Consider the following 16,594-nt stretch of genomic DNA (forward strand, 5'->3'; position numbering starts at 1 on the left):
GTGACCCCCGTGGGTGGACGGTTTGCCGGACATCCCGGGGATCCTTCCACCCGTGGCGGCAACTGTCCTTACCCGTCACCCGGTTGCCACAGGGCCGCGAGCGCCGCTCGAGGTCCTGTCGGGTGCGGTGCCGGGCCGGGGCTCAGACTTCCTGTGCGCTTCGGGGTTCGTAGCGGGACCACGCCGGCGCTGTTCCCGTGATCTGGCACACCATCAGATAGAGCGGAATCGGCGGTGTGTAGGGACTGGCGTCCTCCGGCCAGTGGATCAGGCGTGTGGATGCCGTCGGTACACGGGCGCCACGGGAGTAGTAGGACGGGAGGGGCCAGGCCAGCTCCAGATCGGAGCCCTCGGGCACGATCCACCACCACCAGTCCGTGTCCGAGAACACGCAGCCCGCGTGCGGCAGTCGCGTGAGCATCCGCGCTCCGTGCCGTGCGGGAATCCCCACTGCGTCGCAGCCCAGCGAGGCCGGCAGCTCCGCGGGGATGTCGAGGCGTCCCTCGTGCGCCCCTTCGGGCCCTTCAAGGGCCCTGTTCCTGCCGCGGGTTCTGCGGCTGCCGCGGGCTTCGCGGGCGGCCGGCCCGCGCCCCCGAAGAGGGGCCGGCTGTTCGAACCCGGAGCGGCCGAATCGGCGGACTGCCGACGGCGAAGCGAAGGGGGCGGCGAGCTGCGGGCTGAGCGCGTTACCAGGTGCCACGACCAATCCTTCACGGTGGGGAAACGGTGCCGTCACGCCTCTCCCCGGGCAGAGCGCGGCAGCCTCGTGAACTGGTTCAGCGAGCCACTCTCCTCCGGAAGATGACACTTGGCAAGAGGCACTATGAAAATTGCAGAGTGGCGGGTTCTGGGACGCGGTCTCATGGCACACTCGTCTCCATCGAGAACAGGGCGCAGGGGAGGTCGTTGTGAGCGAGCCGCGGTCCGCCCCCACCGTGGGCCAGGTCGTACTGGGCAAGCGACTCCAGGAGCTGCGGCAGCGAGCGGGGCTGAGGCGCGAAGAGGCGGCCAAGGTGCTCCATGTCGCCCCCGCCACCATCCGCAGGATGGAACTGGCCGAGGTCGCGCTGAAGATCCCGTACGTACAACTGCTGCTGCGGGCCTATGGAGTCGAGGACGAGGAGGCCGAGAACTTCACCCGGCTCGCCGAGGACGCCAACAGGCCGGGCTGGTGGCAGCGTTTCCACGATGTGCTGCCGAACTGGTTCAGCATGTACGTCAGTCTGGAAGGGGCCGCGAGCCTGATCCGGGCCTATGAACCCCACTTCGTCCCCGGGCTGCTCCAGACCCGGGAGTACGCCCATGGCGTCATGCACAGCGGAGCCCTCGGCGCCACCAGCGCCGAGGACATCGAACGCCATGTCACGCTACGGATGGAGAGGCAGGCCCTGCTCACCAGAGCCGACGCGCCCAGATTCTGGGTGATCATGGACGAGACCGTGCTTCGGCGGCCGGTGGGCGGCGCCCAGGTGATGCGGGATCAGCTGGACCGGCTTCTCGAAGCCGCCGAACTGCCCAATGTCACGCTCCAATTGGCCGAGTTCGCGACCGGGCCGCACCCCGGTACCTACGGACCCTTCGTGCTCTTCCGGTTCGCGATGCCCGAGTTGCCCGACATGGTCTACAGCGAGTACCTGACCGGCGCGGTCTACCTCGACGCGCGCCCCGAGGTGGCGTCCCACCTCGAGGTCATGGACCGCATGGCGGCCCAGGCCGCCACCGCACAACGCACGAAGGACATCCTCAGGGCTGTCCGCAAGGAGCTGTGAATGGATCGCATATACAACGGCATGCCGGCTCGGGAGCTCGGCTCGGAAGGCTGGCACAAGCCGTGGAGCGGCGGCAACGGCGGCAACTGCTTCGAGGCCATGAAGCTGGCCGACGGCAGGGTGGCCGTGCGCCAGTCCGCCGATCCTGACGGCCCCGCGCTCATCTACACCCACGGCGAGATCGCCGCGTTCATCCAGGGCGCGAAGTCCGGGCAGGCGGACTTCCTCCTCAGATGACCTGACCTGCCCCGACCGACCTGCGCCGATCCGAATGCCGGGTGGGCCGACCGGGCCGGCTGATGCGCCCGGTCGGCCTGATGCGTAATCAACTGCTCGCGGATTGCGTACAGTTCCGTTCGTCCCTCTGTCACATGTCCGCTGACTCCAGGAGATGCCAGATGACCGGGCAAGACCCCGCCGTCGTACGGATCGACACCAGCAAGCCGCACCCCGCACGGATGTACGACTGGTTCCTCGGAGGCAAGGACAACTACCCGGTGGACGAGGAGATGGCCCGGCAGCTCCTCGCGCTCGAGCCGCGCGGACGGGACATGGCGCGAGTCAACCGTGCCTTCATGCACCGCGCCACGCACTGGCTCGGTGATACCGGCATCCGCCAGTACCTGGACATCGGCACCGGAATCCCCACCGAGCCCAATCTGCACCAGATAGCCCAGCGGGCCGCCCCCGATTCCCGTGTCGTCTACTGCGACAACGACCCGATCGTGCTGGCCCATGCCGAGGCGCTGCTGCGCAGCACTCCCGAGGGCGCCACCGAGTACATCCAGGCCGACGCCCGCGACCCCGGGACCATCCTGGAGGCGGCGGGCAAGGTCCTCGACTTCTCCCGGCCGGTGGCCCTGTCGATGCTCGCGCTGCTGCACTTCGTGGACGACGAGGACGGGGCGTACGACCTGGTGGAGCGGCTGGTCGCCCGGCTGGCGCCCGGCAGCTACCTGGTGCTGTCACACACCACGGGGGACTTCGACCCCGAGAAGGCCGTGCAGGCCCGCGCGATGTACTCGGCCCGCGGACTCACCCTGCGGCTGCGCTCCCGCGAGGAGTTCGCCCGATTCTTCGCCGGGCTCGAACTGGTCGGGCCCGGCGTCTCGCTGACCGCCGACTGGCACCCCGAGCTCGGTGAGGCCGTCGCGGTCACGGGCGATGACCCGATCCCGGGCTACGCGGGCGTGGCCCGCGTCGGCTGACGGCCTCCGCCGAACCACTCGCTGTGACCCGTCACGGGGCCGATCCGTCAGAAGAAGTCGCGGATGACCTCTTCGAGTCCGGCCCCGTCGGCGGACGCAGGGGGACAGGCGCGGAAACCGGGCCGGAGTGAGCACAAGCACCCGGTTCTTCAGGCGCTCCGGACTCGATGGCCCGGTGCTCGTGAGCTCCACCGACTCGGAGGGCGACGGCCTTGTCCCGGGCCCGCTCACGCAGGACCGCTCCGGCCAGGACCACGCAGGCCGCGATCCCGTACGCCGTCGCGCTGATCACGAACCCGCTGCCGTCCCACTGGCCCATGACGTACTTGACGGCTCCCGCCAGGGCCACCGCAAGCCATTCCCACCGCCCGTCCAGCGCCACCAACGCGACGAGCAGCAGTGCGTACCACGAGTACGAGGGCGTCAGCAGCAGGAACGCCGTGCCGGTCACGAACAGCGCGCCGCTCCAAGGCCGTTGCGGGTCGCCGCGCAGCAGGACATGCACCACGGCGCAGAGCATCCCCGCCGCCATCGCGAAGGTCACCCAGCCGTCCGGCAGCACCAGCCGCAACAAGGCGTACCTGCTGCCGGCGGAGGCGTCGTCGTACCCCTCCTCCTCGACGTACCCGCCCAAGTAGCCCAGGACCGAACCACGGGAGAGCAGGAGGTACGGCAGGTAGGCCAGCCCCATGACGACCCCCGCGGGCACCAGCACCGCGGCCGCGTCACGCCAGCGGCGCACTCCCGCCAGGGCACCGGGCAGCAGCACGGCGGGGATCAGCTTCGTCGCGGCGGCCGCGCCCAGCAGCGCACCACCGGTGCTCCGGCGGTGCACCACGGCGGCGAGCCCGGCCACCCCCAGCAGCACACCCAGGACGTCGGCGTGGGCGTTGTTCACCGCTTCGAGGGGGACGACCGGGCACCATGCCCAGTAGGCGGCGTACCGGAGATCCGCTCCCCGCCGTCGCAGCACCAGCAGCAGCACCCCCGTCACACCCACCGACAGCAGTGCGCCACCAGTCTGGAGCGGCTTGTGGCGGGCGAGGCCGTCGCCCGGCGAAAGGGCGTGCACCAGCAGGAAGTACCCCTCGGCCAGTGGCGGGTAGATCGTCGGCACACCCGGCCGGTTGATCCGCGTGCAGTGCACCTGAGCGCTCCCGGAGGACCGCTCGCCCGGTTCCCCGGAAGCGGCGATCCGGGCCCGCTCGGGGCCTTCGCACCCGGGGCCCGTCGGGAAGAGCCAGCCGTCGCGCAGCCCGGCCAGCGCCGGGTCGGCGGGCACATGGTCGTATGGCGAGACCCCGGATGCCTGGACCCGGCCGTCCCAGGCGTAGCGGTACATGTCGGAGCTGGTGCGCGGGGGAGCGAGCAGGCCGGTCGCCGCGACGATCACCGAGCCGCCGAGCACCAGCCCCGCCACCCGGCGCACCGGGACCCTGCGCAGACACCGCACCGCCGCCGCGAAGAGCAGCCAGCACGCTCCGTACCAGCACGCCTGGCCGACGGGGTCCGAGAAGTAGCGGTCGCTCCGGACGGTCAGGGCGAGCACGGTGGCGAGGGCGGTGAGGGCCAGGACGGCCACACGGGTGGCGAAGGGGCGCGGGATGATCACCTGTTCAGCGTGTCAGCCGGAGCGGCCTCGTGCCGCACATCGAGCACTGCCGTCAGCGATCCGTAAGGTCCGGGGGAATCGCAGGGCCGGGCGGTCAGCGTCGCTCGAGCGCGCCCCGGACGAAGGCCGCCTGGCCCGCGTGCTGGAGGTCGTCGGCGATGACGCTCACCAGGCGGGCACCCAGAGTCACCGGCGGCGACCACGCCTCGTCCACGATCCGGTTCAGGGCGGCGCCTTGGAGCCCGCCGACGAACGCCAGCGTCTGCGTGTGTACGGCGTCGAAGTAGCCGAGCAGCAGCCCGGCGGAGTCCACCCGGACCTGGGCGACCTGTCTGCTGGAGTGACCGTAGCCGGTCTCGCCCTCATCGAACGGGAGTTGGAACCGGCCGGCCCAGCCCTGTGCCAGCCACACCTGCTCCTCTCCGGCCGCGTCGGCGATGTGGTCGTCCTGGATCCGGGTGAGGTGCCACACCAGCCAGGCGATGCTGTTGGCACCGGGATCGAGCCGGGCGTGCAGCTCGTCCGCCGAGAGACCCTCGACCGCCTCGTGTACCGCCTCCTGGACGCGCCCGAAGGCGTCCACCAGCACCTCTCCCGTGTTCACACGATGAGTGAACCGCGTGCTCGAGCCCGGCGGGCGCCGACACCACGGGACAGACACACGAACGTACGTCCCCCGGCCGTCCACCGCTGAGGCCGACCCCATCCGGTCGCCATCGCGTGGTCGATGAGCGCCGACGGTCCCACCCGGGCCCAGGGGAACGGCGTGCCGAGCCCTCCGCTACCGTCGATCACCCGGACATCGACGCACTCGTCCACCTCCACCGGTGCGGCCTCGGCTATCAGCAGACCGTCGGCGGAAACGAGTTCGGCGACACGGGACAGCAGCGCGCGTGGGTCGCCCCCGATGCCCGTGTTGCCGTCGATCAGCAGCGCCGTACCCCAACTGCCCTCCTGCGGCAGGGGTTCGAAGACCGAGCGGCACAGCGCGCTGCCACCCGAGCCGACCGTGCGGGCGACCGCCGCCGGGCTGACGTCCACACCGAGTGTGGGCCGGCCCCGCTCCGCCAGTGCGGCGACCAGCCGACCGGGGCCGCAGCCGATGTCCAGCACCGGGCCGCGGCAGCGTTCGAGCACCGTGCGATCGGCCTCGTCAGCCGGAGCGCACCAGCGCTCGACGTCCAACGGCAGCAGCCAGCCATCCGGACGGCGCAGGAACAGCGGCCCGCATCCGGTGCGCAGGGCGTCCGCGTACGGATCGGCCCGCCATGCCGCCATGGAGCCTGCCGCAGCGCTCCCGCCCGCCGCAGCGCTCTCCGTCGCTGCCGTCGTCAGGCTCATCGTGCCCCCGCTCCCGCTCGGAGGCTTGCCAGCCGCCGGACTTCCGCGGCGAACCGGGTGTCCGGAGCGCCATCGGCCACCAGTGCCGCGTCCCGGGGAGTGTCCACGTCCGTCAATCGGGGGAGTTCCCGTACCGACAGCCCTGCCTCCGCCAACCGCAGCCGCTGCACGGCCCCGGTGTGCGCCAGGGACATCGGCACTCCGGCGACCAGATCCGGGTCGGGCTCGGCCAGTCCGAGTGCCCAGAAGCCGCCGTCGTCCGCAGGGCCGAACACCGCCCGACCCGGGGTGAGTCGCAGCCCGTCCGCCAGCATCCCGGGTGTGATCTGTGGCGTGTCCATCCCGATCAGCAGGGCTGGTCCCGAGCAGTCGGCGAACGCGGCGGCGAGCCGTATGTCCAGGCTGCCCGCCACCTGCGGTACGACCTCGATTCCGGGCGGCAGCCAGCGGCCGGGTGCGCCGTCGAGCACCAGTACCCGGCGCCCTGCGGGGGTGGCCCGGACGGTCTCCAGTGTGTCGATGAGCGCCGCCTCGGCGAGCGCCGCGGCTTCCCGCGGCGTGTACAGGGATGTCAGCCGGGTCTTCACCCGGCCGGGCACGGGTTCCTTGGCCATCACCAGCAGAGTGGTCATGGGACGCTCCGCACCGAGGGCACGAGCGGTGGCGCCGAGAGCACCTGGCGCATGTCGTGCACCGCCTGCCAGGTGCCCCGCCACGTGCCGGTCACCTTCGACGCGCCCACCCGGCGCAGGTACGGCACATCCGCTTCCTGGATCCGCCAGCCGGCGTCCGCCGCGCGTACGACCATCTCGAGTGGATAACCGCTGCGTCTGTCGTTCAGCTCCAGGCGCAGCAGGTCGGCGCGGCGCACGGCCCGCATCGGTCCGAGGTCGTGCAGCCGGAGTCCGGTGCGGCGGTGCAGCATCCGCGCCAGCGCCGCGTTCCCGGCACGTGCGTGCAGCGGCCACGCCCCGCTCTCCCGGGGCCGTCGGCGGCCGAGCACCAGGTCCGCCTCCCCGTCCGCGATCCGACGCACCAGTCCCGGCAGCAGCCCGGGGTCGAGGGACGCGTCGCAGTCGCAGAAGCACACGAACTCGGCGCTCGTGGCGCGCAGTCCGGCATCGCAGGCGGCGCCGAATCCGCGCCTCGCCTCGGTGACGACGGTCGCCCCGAGGCCCCGGGCGATATCGGCCGACCCGTCCGTGGAACCGTTGTCGACGACGACGGCCCGCCAGCCACGGGGAATCCGTGCCAGCACCCAGGCAAGCGCGTCGGCCTCGTCCAGACAGGGCAGCACCACGTCGGCGACGGCGTCTCCGGCACTCGTGCCGACGATGGTGTTCTTCACGCCGTTCAGGACGTGCGTGTTGTCGACGCTCATGCCGCCGCACCCCGCAGACCCGCCGCCGCGAACTCCGCCACGCCCTCCGTGAAGCCGACGGCCGTGCGCCACCCCAGGTCAGCCATCAGGCGCCGTGAGTCGGCGGTGATGTGCCGTACGTCGCCGAGCCGGAACGCCCCGGTCACCACCGGCGCCGGCCCGCCGTACGCCGCGGCCAGCTCGGCCGCCATCTCGCCGACCGTGTGCGGGGTGCCGCTGCCGGTGTTGTACGCGGTGACGCTGCCCGGTGCCCGGCCCGCGAGCGCCTCCAGCGCCACCGTGTTGGCCGCCGCCACATCGCCCACATGGATGAAGTCGCGGCGCTGGCGCCCGTCTTCGAAGACCCTCGGAGCCTCGCCCCGCTCGAGCGCCGAACGGAAGTAGGAGGCCACTCCGGCGTACGGGGTGTCCCGGGGCATCCCAGGGCCGTACACATTGTGGTAGCGCAGGGATGTGACCCTGCCGCCGGTCGCCCGGGCCCAGGACGCCGCCAGATGCTCCTGGGCGAGCTTTGTCGTGGCGTACACACTGCGCGGGTCGGTGGGGGCGTCCTCGTCGACCAGGCCCGGTATCAGTTCCCGGCCGCAGCGGGGGCAGTCGGGCTCGAAGCGGCCCGCCTCCAGCGCGGCGACGGGTCGTGGTCGCGGGCGGACCGTGCCGTGCGACGGGCAGTCGTAGCGGCCCTCGCCGTAGACCACCATCGAGCCGGCCAGTACCAGATCGCGGATCCCGGCTCGCGCCATCGCCGCGAGCAGCACCGCCGTGCCCTGGTCGTTGCAGGAGACGTAGGCGGGGGCGTCGTCGAAGTCCCTTCCGAGACCCACCATCGACGCCTGGTGGCAGACCGCGTCGACACCGCGCAGCGCGAGGTCGACCGCCTCCCGGTCGCGGAGGTCGGCATGGATTCCTCCGGACACCCGATCGGGGGTCGACGGGGGAGGACCGGGGTGCGCCGCGGGCAGCAGGGCATCGAGGACGACCGGATCGTGGCCGCGCGCGGCGAGGGCGGCCACGACGTACGTGCCGATGAATCCCGCGCCTCCAGTGACAAGAACTCGCATGCCGCCGACGCTACGGCGAGGATCACGATCTGCCCCCGCCCACGGCCACGGCGTCACAGGTCCGTAAGGACTGGTCTGCCGGCTGGCGGCACGCCACGCCCCGCCTCGCACGGTCCGCCGTGACCCCGACCACCCGGCACAGTCCGAACCCGCCGGGGGACACACCCGAGGCGAGGTGGGGAGGAGCGCTCAGCACGGGCCCTTGTCCTGTCCCGTACCGCACACCGGGCCGGGGTCGTCCTCGATGATGGAGACGAGGAAGACAAGCCAGACCACGAGAGCGAGCACGGTGCCGACGCGCCAGAGCGTCTCCATCCGGCGCTTGGAGCGCTCGTCGCGCTCGTCGCGGTTCTCGAAGTCGCTGCTCACACTGCACCCCTGTGCCCTCGTTGAGGAGTTGCCGCCTTCGGACGGATCGACAGGACGGGACCGGACGGCCCGGTCACGACGCGTCCTCGGGGGCAGCCGGATCCTCGCGGAGCAGTTCGGTCACCCCCAGCACGTCGGGCAGCAGCGTGGCCAGTTGGGCGATGAGGGCCGGCAGGTCCGGTACGTCGGGCATCGGATGGTAGAGGAAGAGGATCTCATCGCCGCCCAGCGAGACGGCCGGTGCCCCCAGCGCCAGCAGTCGTTGAGGCAGCCGTGCGGACTCCATGGGCCCGACGACGGCGTCGACGTCGGAGGCGATGGGCACGTACAGGGCGTTGCCGGGTACGGGAAGGCCCGTGTGGGCCGCGCTCCAGTCCCGTTCCAGGCGCAGCATCGGGTACCTCCGGGGGAGCCGGTAGGACACCGAGAGCCAGTGCAGCCCCCGCCGCTGCTCGAGCCTCTGGAGACGTGCCACGGTGACCTCGTGACCCTCGTACGAACCGTGCAGCACCCTGGCGGGAAGCCCGTCGACCAACGGGAAGTGATAGACGTATCCGCTCCATCGCCCGGCTGACCGGTCGTGCAGCTCCCACCCGGGCGCGGTCGCGAGTTCACGCATCGCGCGGTCCGCTCTGGTCACACGCCGGAAATGGCCCGTCTCCCGTGTCAGGCCGATCACGATCGGAAGCGCCATCACGGCGATCACCACGATCCAGCCCACGTACCCGCCCATGTGCTTCCCCTTTGCCGAGCTGCGGCCCCCTCGCTGCCGTACCCGCCTTACTTCCCGTGGGCCGGGTCCGCCACACGCGGTGAGGGCCCTTGACGACCCCCTTGAGGACCCCCTTGATTGAAGGCCCCCAGGGTCAGTGGCGCCCCAGGCGCAGCGTCATGATCTGGAAGGGCCGCAGAGAGACCGCCACCGCGTCGTCCTCGACGGTGAGCCGCGGCTGTTCCGGCAGCGGGCGCTCCAGCAGATCCGTGATCACCGCGCTTGCGGCGGGGAACCCGGTGCGCAGCGTGGTCGTCGTCCGCCCGCCCAGCGACTCGTAGAGCCGCACCACCACATCGCCCGACCCGTCGTCGGCGAGCTTCACCGCCTCGACCACGGCCGCCGGCCCGTCCGTGGTGACGACGGGCGGCACGGCCGCACCGCCGGGGCCGATCCTCAGCGGCAGGTTCAGGGCGTAGCCCTCGGCGATCGCGTCCTCGATCGTCGCGCCCGGCAGCAGGGAGTAGGTGAAGTGATGCGGCCCCTGGTCGGCCCCCGGGTCCGGCACCCGCGGGGCGCGCACCAGACTGAGCCGTACGGTCGTGGTCGTACCGCCGTCCTCCTCCCGGGTGGTCCGGGAGACGTCGTGGCCGTAGGTGGCGTCGTTGAGGAGCGCGACGCCGTAGCCGGATTCGCCGATGTGCACCCAGCGGTGCCCGTAGACCTCGAAACGGGCCTCCTCCCAGCTGGTGTTGGTATGAGTGGGCCGGTGCACATGACCGAACTGGATCTCCGCGGTGGACCGGTCGGCGTGCACATCGAGCGGGAAGCCGGCCTTGAGGATCTTCTCCTTCTCGTGCCAGTCGATCTCGGTGGCGATGTCGATCCGGCGGCTCCCGGCCCGTAGGGTCACGGTCTGCACGATCCGCGAGCCCTGGCCGAACGACCGCTCCACGCGCAGTGACCCCAGCAGCGGATCGCTCTCGGCGACCGTGACCACCACGCCTTCCAGCAGATCCGTCCAGCGGTGCCGGTAGTGCTTGTCGATGTCCCAGGCATCCCAGTAGTTCGGGAGATCCGGGTGCAGCCGCAGCAGATTGCCCCCACCGTCCGGTGCGAGCACCTCGCGGTCCGCTCCCAGATCGCGCACGGAGGCGAAGGTGCCGTCGTCCGCCAGCTCGATCCGTACGAGTCCGTTGTCGAGGATCTGGTGGCCGATCACCCTGACCGGTGGCAGTGCGGGTACGCCCGCTGCCACGGGCGCGCAGCCCGAGGCGGGCACGTCGGCGAGGACGGCGATCGTGCCGTCCGACAACCGGGGCAGCCCGGGGTCGAACACGCCAGCCAGCGTGGACGGCACCCGCACCACCTCCGACCGTGGCCGCGGACCCGCGTTGTACGCCCACACCTCCAGCGGGCCCGTCCCCCCCACGGCCTCCAGCGCCTGTGCCGTCAGCGCATCGAGCTCCGCCGCGACCCGGACGTATTCCTCCTCCGCCTCCTGGTGCACCCAAGCGATCGACGAGCCGGGCAGGATGTCGTGGAACTGGTGCAGCAGCACCGTCTTCCAGAGCCGGTCGAGATCCGTGTACGGGTACGTGTAGCCGGGCACCCTCAGCGCTGCCGCCGTCGCCCACAACTCGGTCTCGCGCAGAGCGTGTTCACTGCGGCGGTTGCCCCGTTTGGTGCGGGCCTGGGTGGTGTACGTGGCCCGGTGCAGCTCCAGATAGAGCTCGCCCGACCACACCGGAGCGTCCGGATACTCCGCCTGCGCCGCGGCGAAGAAGGCGTTCGGGTGCTCGATCACGACCTTCGCCGAGCCCTCCAGATCGGCCAGCCGCCGCGCCCGCTCCAGCATCTCCCGGTTCGGGCCGCCTCCGCCGTCGCCGTGGCCGAACGGTGCGAGCGAGCGCGTACCGCGTCCCTTTTCCTGGTAGTTGCGCACCGCGTGAGCCAGCTCCCGCCCGGAGAACACGGCGTTGTAGGTGTCCACCGGCGGAAAGTGGGTGAAGATCCGCGAACCGTCGATGCCCTCCCACCAGAAGGTGTGGTGGGGCAGCTTGTTGCTCTGGTTCCAGGACAGCTTCTGGGTGAGGAACCACTTCATCCCGGCGAGCTTCGCGAGCTGCGGGAACGCGGCCGTGTAGCCGAAGGAGTCCGGCAGCCACACCCCCTCCGCCTCGATCCCGAAGGCATCGAGGAAGAAGCGCTTGCCGTGGACGAACTGGCGGGCCAGCGCCTCGCCACCCGGCAGATTTCCGTCGGCCTCCACCCACATCCCGCCGACCGGCGCCCACTGCCCCCGCTTCACCGCCTCCTGGATGCGGGCCCACACCTGCGGGTGGCCGTCGCGCACCCAGGCGTACTGCTGCGCCTGGGAGCAGGCGAACACGAACTCCGGGTACTCCCGTGCCAGGGCCGTGGCGTTGGCGAAGGTCCTGGCGGCCTTGCGCCTGGTCTCGCGGATCGGCCAGAGCCAGGCGGTGTCGATGTGCGCGTGCCCGACGGCCGACAGGGTGTGCGCACCGGCGTGCGCGGGCGAAGCCAGGGAGGGCGCGAGCACGGCGCGGACGGCCGCGGCCGTGCCGGGGATGTCGTCCAGATCGAGCCGGTCCAGGGCCCGGTCAAGGGTGTGCAGGATCTCGTGCCTGCGCGGATCGTGCTCGTCGAGCTCCAGCATCAGTTCCCGCAGCACCTGCACGTCCAGGGACAGATGCCAGACCCCTGTGTCGAGCACGGCGAGATCGGCGCGCGCGAAGGTGTAGAGCGGGTCGCGACCCGCGGTGTGCCTGTCGCCCATCGAGGTGGGGCGGCGGAAGCGGTCCGCGAGGATGTCCGGGTTGGAGGCGGCCTCGATGAGATACGCGACCTGCTCGCCACCGGCCGCGGGCGAGGCGACCGGGACGTACTGGTTCTGCGGGTTGACCGCCTTGAGCGGGGTGCCGTCCGGCAGATGCACCAGAGCCTCCGCCTGGTTGCCCGGCCAGCTGCTGACGAAGCCCAGGTCGAACCATGCCTCCACCCGGCGGCCCGCCCAGTCGGCGGGCACTTCGCCCCGCACCCGGAACCAGGTGGTGCCCCAGGGAGGCCCCCAGGGCGTGCCCATCGCGAAGGGCTCGAAGTCCGTGTCCACTCGCTCGAGCACCTGCTCGAGCGGCACCGGTTCGTCCGGCACCTGCCAGGACTCGACCGTCAGCGGCACGGCGGCCGAGTGGACTTGGGGCCGGATCCGCTGCTCCAGTACCCGCTCCACGCGCTGCTCGATCCTGGGGCGCTCGTCGTGCATCGGACAGACACCTACTTCCGGTTGAGATAGGCGAGGCCGGGGTGCTGCTGGGTGTAGCCGTCGACAAGACGGCGGGCGATGGCGACGGAGTCGACCAGTGGATGCAAGGCGAAGGCCTTCACTGCGGTGGCGCGTGAGCCGCTGTCCGCCGCCGCGAGCACCTCCCGCTCGACGGCCTTGACCGCGGTGACCAGACCGACCGCGTGACCGGGCAGGGGGTCGACCGCGTAAGGGTGGGCGCCGTTCGCGTCGACCAGGCAGGGCACTTCGATCACGGCGTCCTGGTCGAGCTCCGAAAGGGTGCCCCGGTTGCGGACGTTGAGGATCAGCGTGGCGCGCTCGTCGCGGGCGATGGCGCGCATGAGCGCCAGTGCCACCTGCTCGTACCCCCCGGAGCCGAGGTCGTCGGCGGAGCGCTCACCGGCGCCCGCCACGTCGCGGCTGCCTGCCATGTACGTGGCCTCGCGCTCGGACCGGGTCGCCTCCCAGCTCTTGAGGGACGGGTCCGCGTAGAAGGCGGCCTGCTGGTCGCGCAGGAAGGCACCGCGGGTCCGCACGGCCGAGCGGTATGCCTGCACGGTCTCGCGGTTGAAGTAGTAGTAGTGCAGGTACTCGTTGGGGACCGCTCCCAGCGAGCGCAGCCATTCGGCGCCGAACAGCCGCCCCTCCTCGAAGGAGCCGAGTGCTTCGGGGTCGGCCATCAGCCGCGGAAGCTGGTCACGCCCGGCGACCCGCAACCCGCGCAGCCAACCGAGGTGGTTGAGGCCGATGTAGTCGATCCACGCCTCGCCCGGCGCGGCGCCGAGCGCCCGGGCGGCCCTTCGGCCGAGCCCGACGGGAGAGTCGCAGATCCCGATGACCCGGTCCCCCAGCAGGCGGGACATCGCCTCGGTCACCAGCCCTGCCGGATTGGTGAAGTTGATGACCCAGGCATCCGGCGCGAACGCGGCGATCCGCCGGGCGTAGTCCATCGCGACCGGCACCGTGCGCAGCCCGTACGCGATCCCGCCCGCGCCGGTGGTCTCCTGGCCCAGCACCCCCTCGGCGAGCGCGACGCTTTCGTCCGTGGCCCTGCCCTCGAGGCCGCCAACCCTGATCGCGGAGAACACGAAGTCGGTGCCGCGCAGGGCGTCGTCCGCTTCCGTGGTCGCGATGACGACCGGCGCGTCGGGGACACCGGATGCCTGCTCGGCCAGCACACCCGCGATGGCGGTGAGCCGGGCCGGGTCCGGGTCGTACAGGGTGACCTGGGTGACCCGGCCCTCGCCGCGGTCGCCGAGCAGCGCCCCGTACACCAGCGGCACCCGGAAACCGCCACCGCCCAGAATCGTCAGCCTCATACTCCGACCACCCTCATGCCGTACGCCTTTCTCTAGCGTTCCCCGTCTCGCCACGCTGTCACTTCCGTGACATGCGCGCACGGCACAATGGGGCCATGGCCCGACGCACCACCCGCCCCGCAAGTCCCTCGCTCACCGCCGATTCGCCGTGCCCCTGCGGGCTGGCGGCTTCGTACGGCGCGTGCTGCGGACGCTTCCACAGCGGTCAGGACGCCGCTCCGACGGCCGAACTGCTGATGCGCTCCCGCTACAGCGCCTTCGTCCTGCGCGACCAGGGCTATCTGCTGCGAACCTGGCATCCCGCCACCCGCCCGGCGTCCGTGGACTTCGACCCGGCGATGCGCTGGAGCGGCCTGGAGATCCTGGAGACGGCGGACGGCAGTGCTTTCCACGCCACGGGATTGGTCACGTTCGTGGCCCGCTACACGCACGGCGGTACGCCGGAGGCGCTGCGCGAGCGCAGCCGGTTCGCGCGTTCCGACGGTGCCTGGGTGTACGTGGACGGCGCCTTCGGGACATCCGAGGCCCCTGACGCCTGAGCACCCGGTCAGACGCTGGTCGTCGACCCCGGCCGTACGATCATCAGCACGGTGACCGTGGCCCACAGAAGGTTGAACACCCCTGTGTACATGGCAAGCCGTTTGGTGTCCGCGAGGCCCGCCGGCCCGGCCAGGATCGTGCTCTGCCGTGGCAGCACCAGCGCGGCGAGCACCGCCGCGGCCCCGGCGGTCAGCAGCATCGAGATGATCAGCCAGGTGTCACCGAGCACTCCGAGGCTGTTGGCGGTGGCGATACCGAACACGGGGACGGCGACGCCTACGACCGCGTACACCCGGCAGACACGGTGCAGATTGAGCAGCACCGCCCGACCGCGCTCGTCGTCGGGGGCGGCGATCACCCCGCGTGCCGCCACGGGGAACATGCTCGCGGCCACGGTCACGGGGCCGACGGCGATGATCGCCGCCAGCACGTGCACGATGAGAAGGATCTTGGGCATGGGCCGACGCTAGCGGCGGATGCCCAGAGCGGAACAGTGGCGAGAATGCCAGTTCCCAACGGATTCCCGCCAAGCCTCCGTGCGGCCGTTCCGCGACCGTCACCACACCGCCGGCGCAAGGGGGAGCACCCGGCGGCCCGGCTCGCCGTCGCCGGCGAGAATCCGGCTGTCGCCTACCTTGTGGCCATGCACACGGTGGCCGTACTCGCCCTCGAAGGAGTCATCCCCTTCGATCTGTCCACCCCGGTCGAGGCATTCGGCCGGGCCCGCCTGCCGGACGGCCGTCCCGCCTACCGGGTGCGGGTCTGCGCCCCGGAGCGGGAGGTCGACGCCTGCGACTTCACCCTCCGGGCGCGCTGGGGGCTGGAGGCGCTCGCCGCCGCGGACACGATCATCGTGCCGGGCTGCGCCGACCCGTCGGCGGCGGTGGGCCCGGAAGTGATCGGCGCCCTGTGCGCGGCCGCCGCGAACGGCACGCGCATCGCCTCGGTCTGTGTCGGCGCCTTCGTCCTCGCGGCGACCGGACTTCTCGACGGCCTGCGGGCCACCACCCACTGGCTCGGGGCGGCTGAACTCGCCCGGATGTACCCGAGGATCGAGGTGGATCCCCACGTCCTCTATGTCGACAACGGTCAGTTCCTGACCTCGGCGGGGGCCGCGGCCGGACTCGACCTCTGTCTGCACATGATCCGCCGCGACTACGGTTCGGCGGTCGCCGCCGACTCCGCCCGCCTCGCGGTGATGCCCCTCGAACGCGAGGGAGGACAGGCGCAGTTCATCGTCCACCAGCAACCCCCGGCACCCGCGGGGGCGGCGCTCGAGCCGCTGCTGCGCTGGATGGAGGAGAACGCCGGTCGCGAGCTCACGCTCGCCGACATCGCCTCCTACGCGGGCATGAGCGCCCGCACGGTCAACCGCCGCTTCCGGGAGCAGACCGGCACGTCTCCGCTCCAGTGGCTCCACCGGGCCCGTATCCGGCAGGCCCAGCACCTCCTGGAGACCACGACGCACCCGGTCGACCGGATCGCCGCGCAGGTCGGCTTCGGTTCACCGACCGCTTTCCGTGAACGCTTCAAGCGCCAGGTCGGCACCAGCCCGCAGGCGTACCGCCGGGCGTTCCGCGGCGGCGGACCGGCACCACGGGGAGGTCAGAAACCTCGCCCCGGCCGCAGCACCAGCCCCGGGTTGTAGGCTGCCAGCACCTTGTTCGCCCTGGCCAGAGTGGCGAGGGCGTGCTCGCGGTCCGCCTGGTCCTCGGCGCAGAACGGGGCGCGAAAACGACGCGCCTCGCGGGCCGCGCATTCGGCCTCGATCTCCGCCTGAAGCACGCCGAGCGGCATGCAGGACCCGATCAGTGCTGCGACCCCGTCGGGGATCGGGACGGGGACGAGGTTCGAGGCGGTCACGTGGGGGTCCTTTGCTGAGGGGTGCGCCGGTGTCGCCGGGCGCGGTGGTTGTCGCCCTCTATACGTACCGGACGGGCTTCACGGTTTGCCCTTCGGGATGTCTTATTGCTGC

Annotated in this window: 18 protein-coding genes; 5 read left to right on the forward strand and 13 right to left on the reverse strand. The window is 71.5% G+C overall.

All coding sequences use genetic code 11. From position 1 onward, the window contains the following. Positions 1-142: 142 nt before the first annotated feature. Positions 143-490, reverse strand: a complete 348-nt coding sequence (locus ACFV6V_RS17230; protein WP_385565498.1) for a hypothetical protein — start codon at positions 488-490, stop codon at positions 143-145. Between the two features lie 418 nt (positions 491-908). On the opposite strand from ACFV6V_RS17230, the gene ACFV6V_RS17235 reads away from it, so the two are divergent. The 3 genes from ACFV6V_RS17235 to ACFV6V_RS17245 all read left to right on the forward strand — a co-directional run bounded on the left by ACFV6V_RS17235 (position 909) and on the right by ACFV6V_RS17245 (position 2,977). Further along, the gene (locus ACFV6V_RS17235) at positions 909-1,769 is read left to right on the forward strand and encodes a helix-turn-helix domain-containing protein (protein WP_385565382.1); all 861 of its coding nucleotides are present in this window, start codon (positions 909-911) and stop codon (positions 1,767-1,769) included. Continuing rightward, a complete protein-coding gene (locus ACFV6V_RS17240; protein ID WP_361280515.1) occupies positions 1,770-2,006 on the forward strand; it encodes a DUF397 domain-containing protein in 237 nt (78 codons plus the stop codon). Positions 2,007-2,167: 161 nt separating this feature from the next. After that, positions 2,168-2,977, forward strand: a complete 810-nt coding sequence (locus tag ACFV6V_RS17245) for an SAM-dependent methyltransferase (RefSeq protein WP_385565383.1) — start codon at positions 2,168-2,170, stop codon at positions 2,975-2,977. Between the two features lie 31 nt (positions 2,978-3,008). Here ACFV6V_RS17245 and ACFV6V_RS17250 read toward each other — a convergent pair whose 3' ends face one another. From ACFV6V_RS17250 to ACFV6V_RS17295, 10 genes are all read right to left on the reverse strand, one after another. Continuing rightward, on the reverse strand, positions 3,009-4,589 hold the full coding sequence (locus tag ACFV6V_RS17250; protein WP_385565385.1) for a glycosyltransferase 87 family protein: 1,581 nt from the start codon (positions 4,587-4,589) through the stop codon (positions 3,009-3,011). A gap of 94 nt (positions 4,590-4,683) precedes the next feature. Beyond that, complete coding sequence (locus ACFV6V_RS17255) at positions 4,684-5,193, reverse strand: DUF664 domain-containing protein (RefSeq protein WP_385565388.1); 510 nt, start codon at positions 5,191-5,193, stop codon at positions 4,684-4,686. After that, positions 5,190-5,930: a methyltransferase domain-containing protein gene (locus tag ACFV6V_RS17260; RefSeq protein ID WP_385565391.1), complete on the reverse strand. Its 741-nt coding sequence runs from the start codon at positions 5,928-5,930 to the stop codon at positions 5,190-5,192. The genes ACFV6V_RS17255 and ACFV6V_RS17260 overlap by 4 nt, the downstream gene beginning before the upstream one ends. Further along, entirely contained in the window at positions 5,927-6,562 is a 636-nt protein-coding gene (locus ACFV6V_RS17265; protein ID WP_385565394.1) for a DUF2064 domain-containing protein, read from the reverse strand. The genes ACFV6V_RS17260 and ACFV6V_RS17265 overlap by 4 nt, the downstream gene beginning before the upstream one ends. After that, positions 6,559-7,311, reverse strand: a complete 753-nt coding sequence (locus ACFV6V_RS17270; RefSeq protein ID WP_385565396.1) for a glycosyltransferase family 2 protein — start codon at positions 7,309-7,311, stop codon at positions 6,559-6,561. Before ACFV6V_RS17270 ends, ACFV6V_RS17265 begins: the two co-directional genes overlap by 4 nt. Continuing rightward, the gene (locus ACFV6V_RS17275; protein ID WP_385565399.1) at positions 7,308-8,372 is read right to left on the reverse strand and encodes an NAD-dependent epimerase/dehydratase family protein; all 1,065 of its coding nucleotides are present in this window, start codon (positions 8,370-8,372) and stop codon (positions 7,308-7,310) included. Before ACFV6V_RS17275 ends, ACFV6V_RS17270 begins: the two co-directional genes overlap by 4 nt. 189 nt (positions 8,373-8,561) lie before the next feature. Further along, entirely contained in the window at positions 8,562-8,741 is a 180-nt protein-coding gene (locus tag ACFV6V_RS17280; protein WP_385565401.1) for a hypothetical protein, read from the reverse strand. A 73-nt stretch (positions 8,742-8,814) separates the two neighbouring features. Next, complete coding sequence (locus tag ACFV6V_RS17285) at positions 8,815-9,474, reverse strand: hypothetical protein (RefSeq protein WP_385565404.1); 660 nt, start codon at positions 9,472-9,474, stop codon at positions 8,815-8,817. Positions 9,475-9,607: 133 nt separating this feature from the next. After that, positions 9,608-12,739 carry an alpha-mannosidase gene (locus ACFV6V_RS17290; protein WP_385565407.1) on the reverse strand — a complete coding sequence of 1,044 codons (3,132 nt, stop codon included), beginning with the start codon at positions 12,737-12,739 and terminating at the stop codon, positions 9,608-9,610. 11 nt (positions 12,740-12,750) lie between these two features. Continuing rightward, entirely contained in the window at positions 12,751-14,079 is a 1,329-nt protein-coding gene (locus ACFV6V_RS17295) for a 6-phospho-beta-glucosidase (protein WP_385565409.1), read from the reverse strand. Between the two features lie 95 nt (positions 14,080-14,174). Here ACFV6V_RS17295 and ACFV6V_RS17300 point away from each other — a divergent pair, with 95 nt between their 5' ends. Then, positions 14,175-14,618, forward strand: a complete 444-nt coding sequence (locus ACFV6V_RS17300) for a YchJ family protein (RefSeq protein ID WP_385565412.1) — start codon at positions 14,175-14,177, stop codon at positions 14,616-14,618. An 8-nt stretch (positions 14,619-14,626) separates the two neighbouring features. On the opposite strand, the gene ACFV6V_RS17305 is transcribed toward ACFV6V_RS17300, so the two are convergent. Next, on the reverse strand, positions 14,627-15,076 hold the full coding sequence (locus ACFV6V_RS17305) for a hypothetical protein (protein ID WP_385565415.1): 450 nt from the start codon (positions 15,074-15,076) through the stop codon (positions 14,627-14,629). 186 nt (positions 15,077-15,262) lie between these two features. Between ACFV6V_RS17305 and ACFV6V_RS17310 the strand changes: the two genes are divergently transcribed. Next, entirely contained in the window at positions 15,263-16,267 is a 1,005-nt protein-coding gene (locus ACFV6V_RS17310) for a GlxA family transcriptional regulator (protein ID WP_385565417.1), read from the forward strand. Here ACFV6V_RS17310 and ACFV6V_RS17315 read toward each other — a convergent pair. Beyond that, positions 16,225-16,482 carry a hypothetical protein gene (locus ACFV6V_RS17315; RefSeq protein WP_361280534.1) on the reverse strand — a complete coding sequence of 86 codons (258 nt, stop codon included), beginning with the start codon at positions 16,480-16,482 and terminating at the stop codon, positions 16,225-16,227. The genes ACFV6V_RS17310 and ACFV6V_RS17315 overlap by 43 nt on opposite strands. Positions 16,483-16,594: the final 112 nt, after the last annotated feature.

The sequence above is a fragment of the Streptomyces sp. NPDC059828 genome (genome assembly GCF_042731955.1).
Lineage (GTDB): Bacteria > Actinomycetota > Actinomycetes > Streptomycetales > Streptomycetaceae > Streptomyces.

Excerpts from the sequence above, each read along its gene's own strand:
- ACFV6V_RS17270 (WP_385565396.1), bottom strand. The coding sequence starts at position 7,311 with ATGAGCGTCGACAACACGCACGTCCTGAACGGCGTGAAGAACACCATC.
- ACFV6V_RS17240 (WP_361280515.1), top strand. The coding sequence starts at position 1,770 with ATGGATCGCATATACAACGGCATGCCGGCTCGGGAGCTCGGCTCGGAA.
- ACFV6V_RS17245 (WP_385565383.1), top strand. The coding sequence starts at position 2,168 with ATGACCGGGCAAGACCCCGCCGTCGTACGGATCGACACCAGCAAGCCG.
- ACFV6V_RS17265 (WP_385565394.1), bottom strand. The coding sequence starts at position 6,562 with ATGACCACTCTGCTGGTGATGGCCAAGGAACCCGTGCCCGGCCGGGTG.
- ACFV6V_RS17290 (WP_385565407.1), bottom strand. The coding sequence starts at position 12,739 with ATGCACGACGAGCGCCCCAGGATCGAGCAGCGCGTGGAGCGGGTACTG.
- ACFV6V_RS17260 (WP_385565391.1), bottom strand. The coding sequence starts at position 5,930 with ATGAGCCTGACGACGGCAGCGACGGAGAGCGCTGCGGCGGGCGGGAGC.
- ACFV6V_RS17310 (WP_385565417.1), top strand. The coding sequence starts at position 15,263 with ATGCACACGGTGGCCGTACTCGCCCTCGAAGGAGTCATCCCCTTCGAT.
- ACFV6V_RS17295 (WP_385565409.1), bottom strand. The coding sequence starts at position 14,079 with ATGAGGCTGACGATTCTGGGCGGTGGCGGTTTCCGGGTGCCGCTGGTG.
- ACFV6V_RS17275 (WP_385565399.1), bottom strand. The coding sequence starts at position 8,372 with ATGCGAGTTCTTGTCACTGGAGGCGCGGGATTCATCGGCACGTACGTC.
- ACFV6V_RS17300 (WP_385565412.1), top strand. The coding sequence starts at position 14,175 with ATGGCCCGACGCACCACCCGCCCCGCAAGTCCCTCGCTCACCGCCGAT.
- ACFV6V_RS17285 (WP_385565404.1), bottom strand. The coding sequence starts at position 9,474 with ATGGGCGGGTACGTGGGCTGGATCGTGGTGATCGCCGTGATGGCGCTT.
- ACFV6V_RS17305 (WP_385565415.1), bottom strand. The coding sequence starts at position 15,076 with ATGCCCAAGATCCTTCTCATCGTGCACGTGCTGGCGGCGATCATCGCC.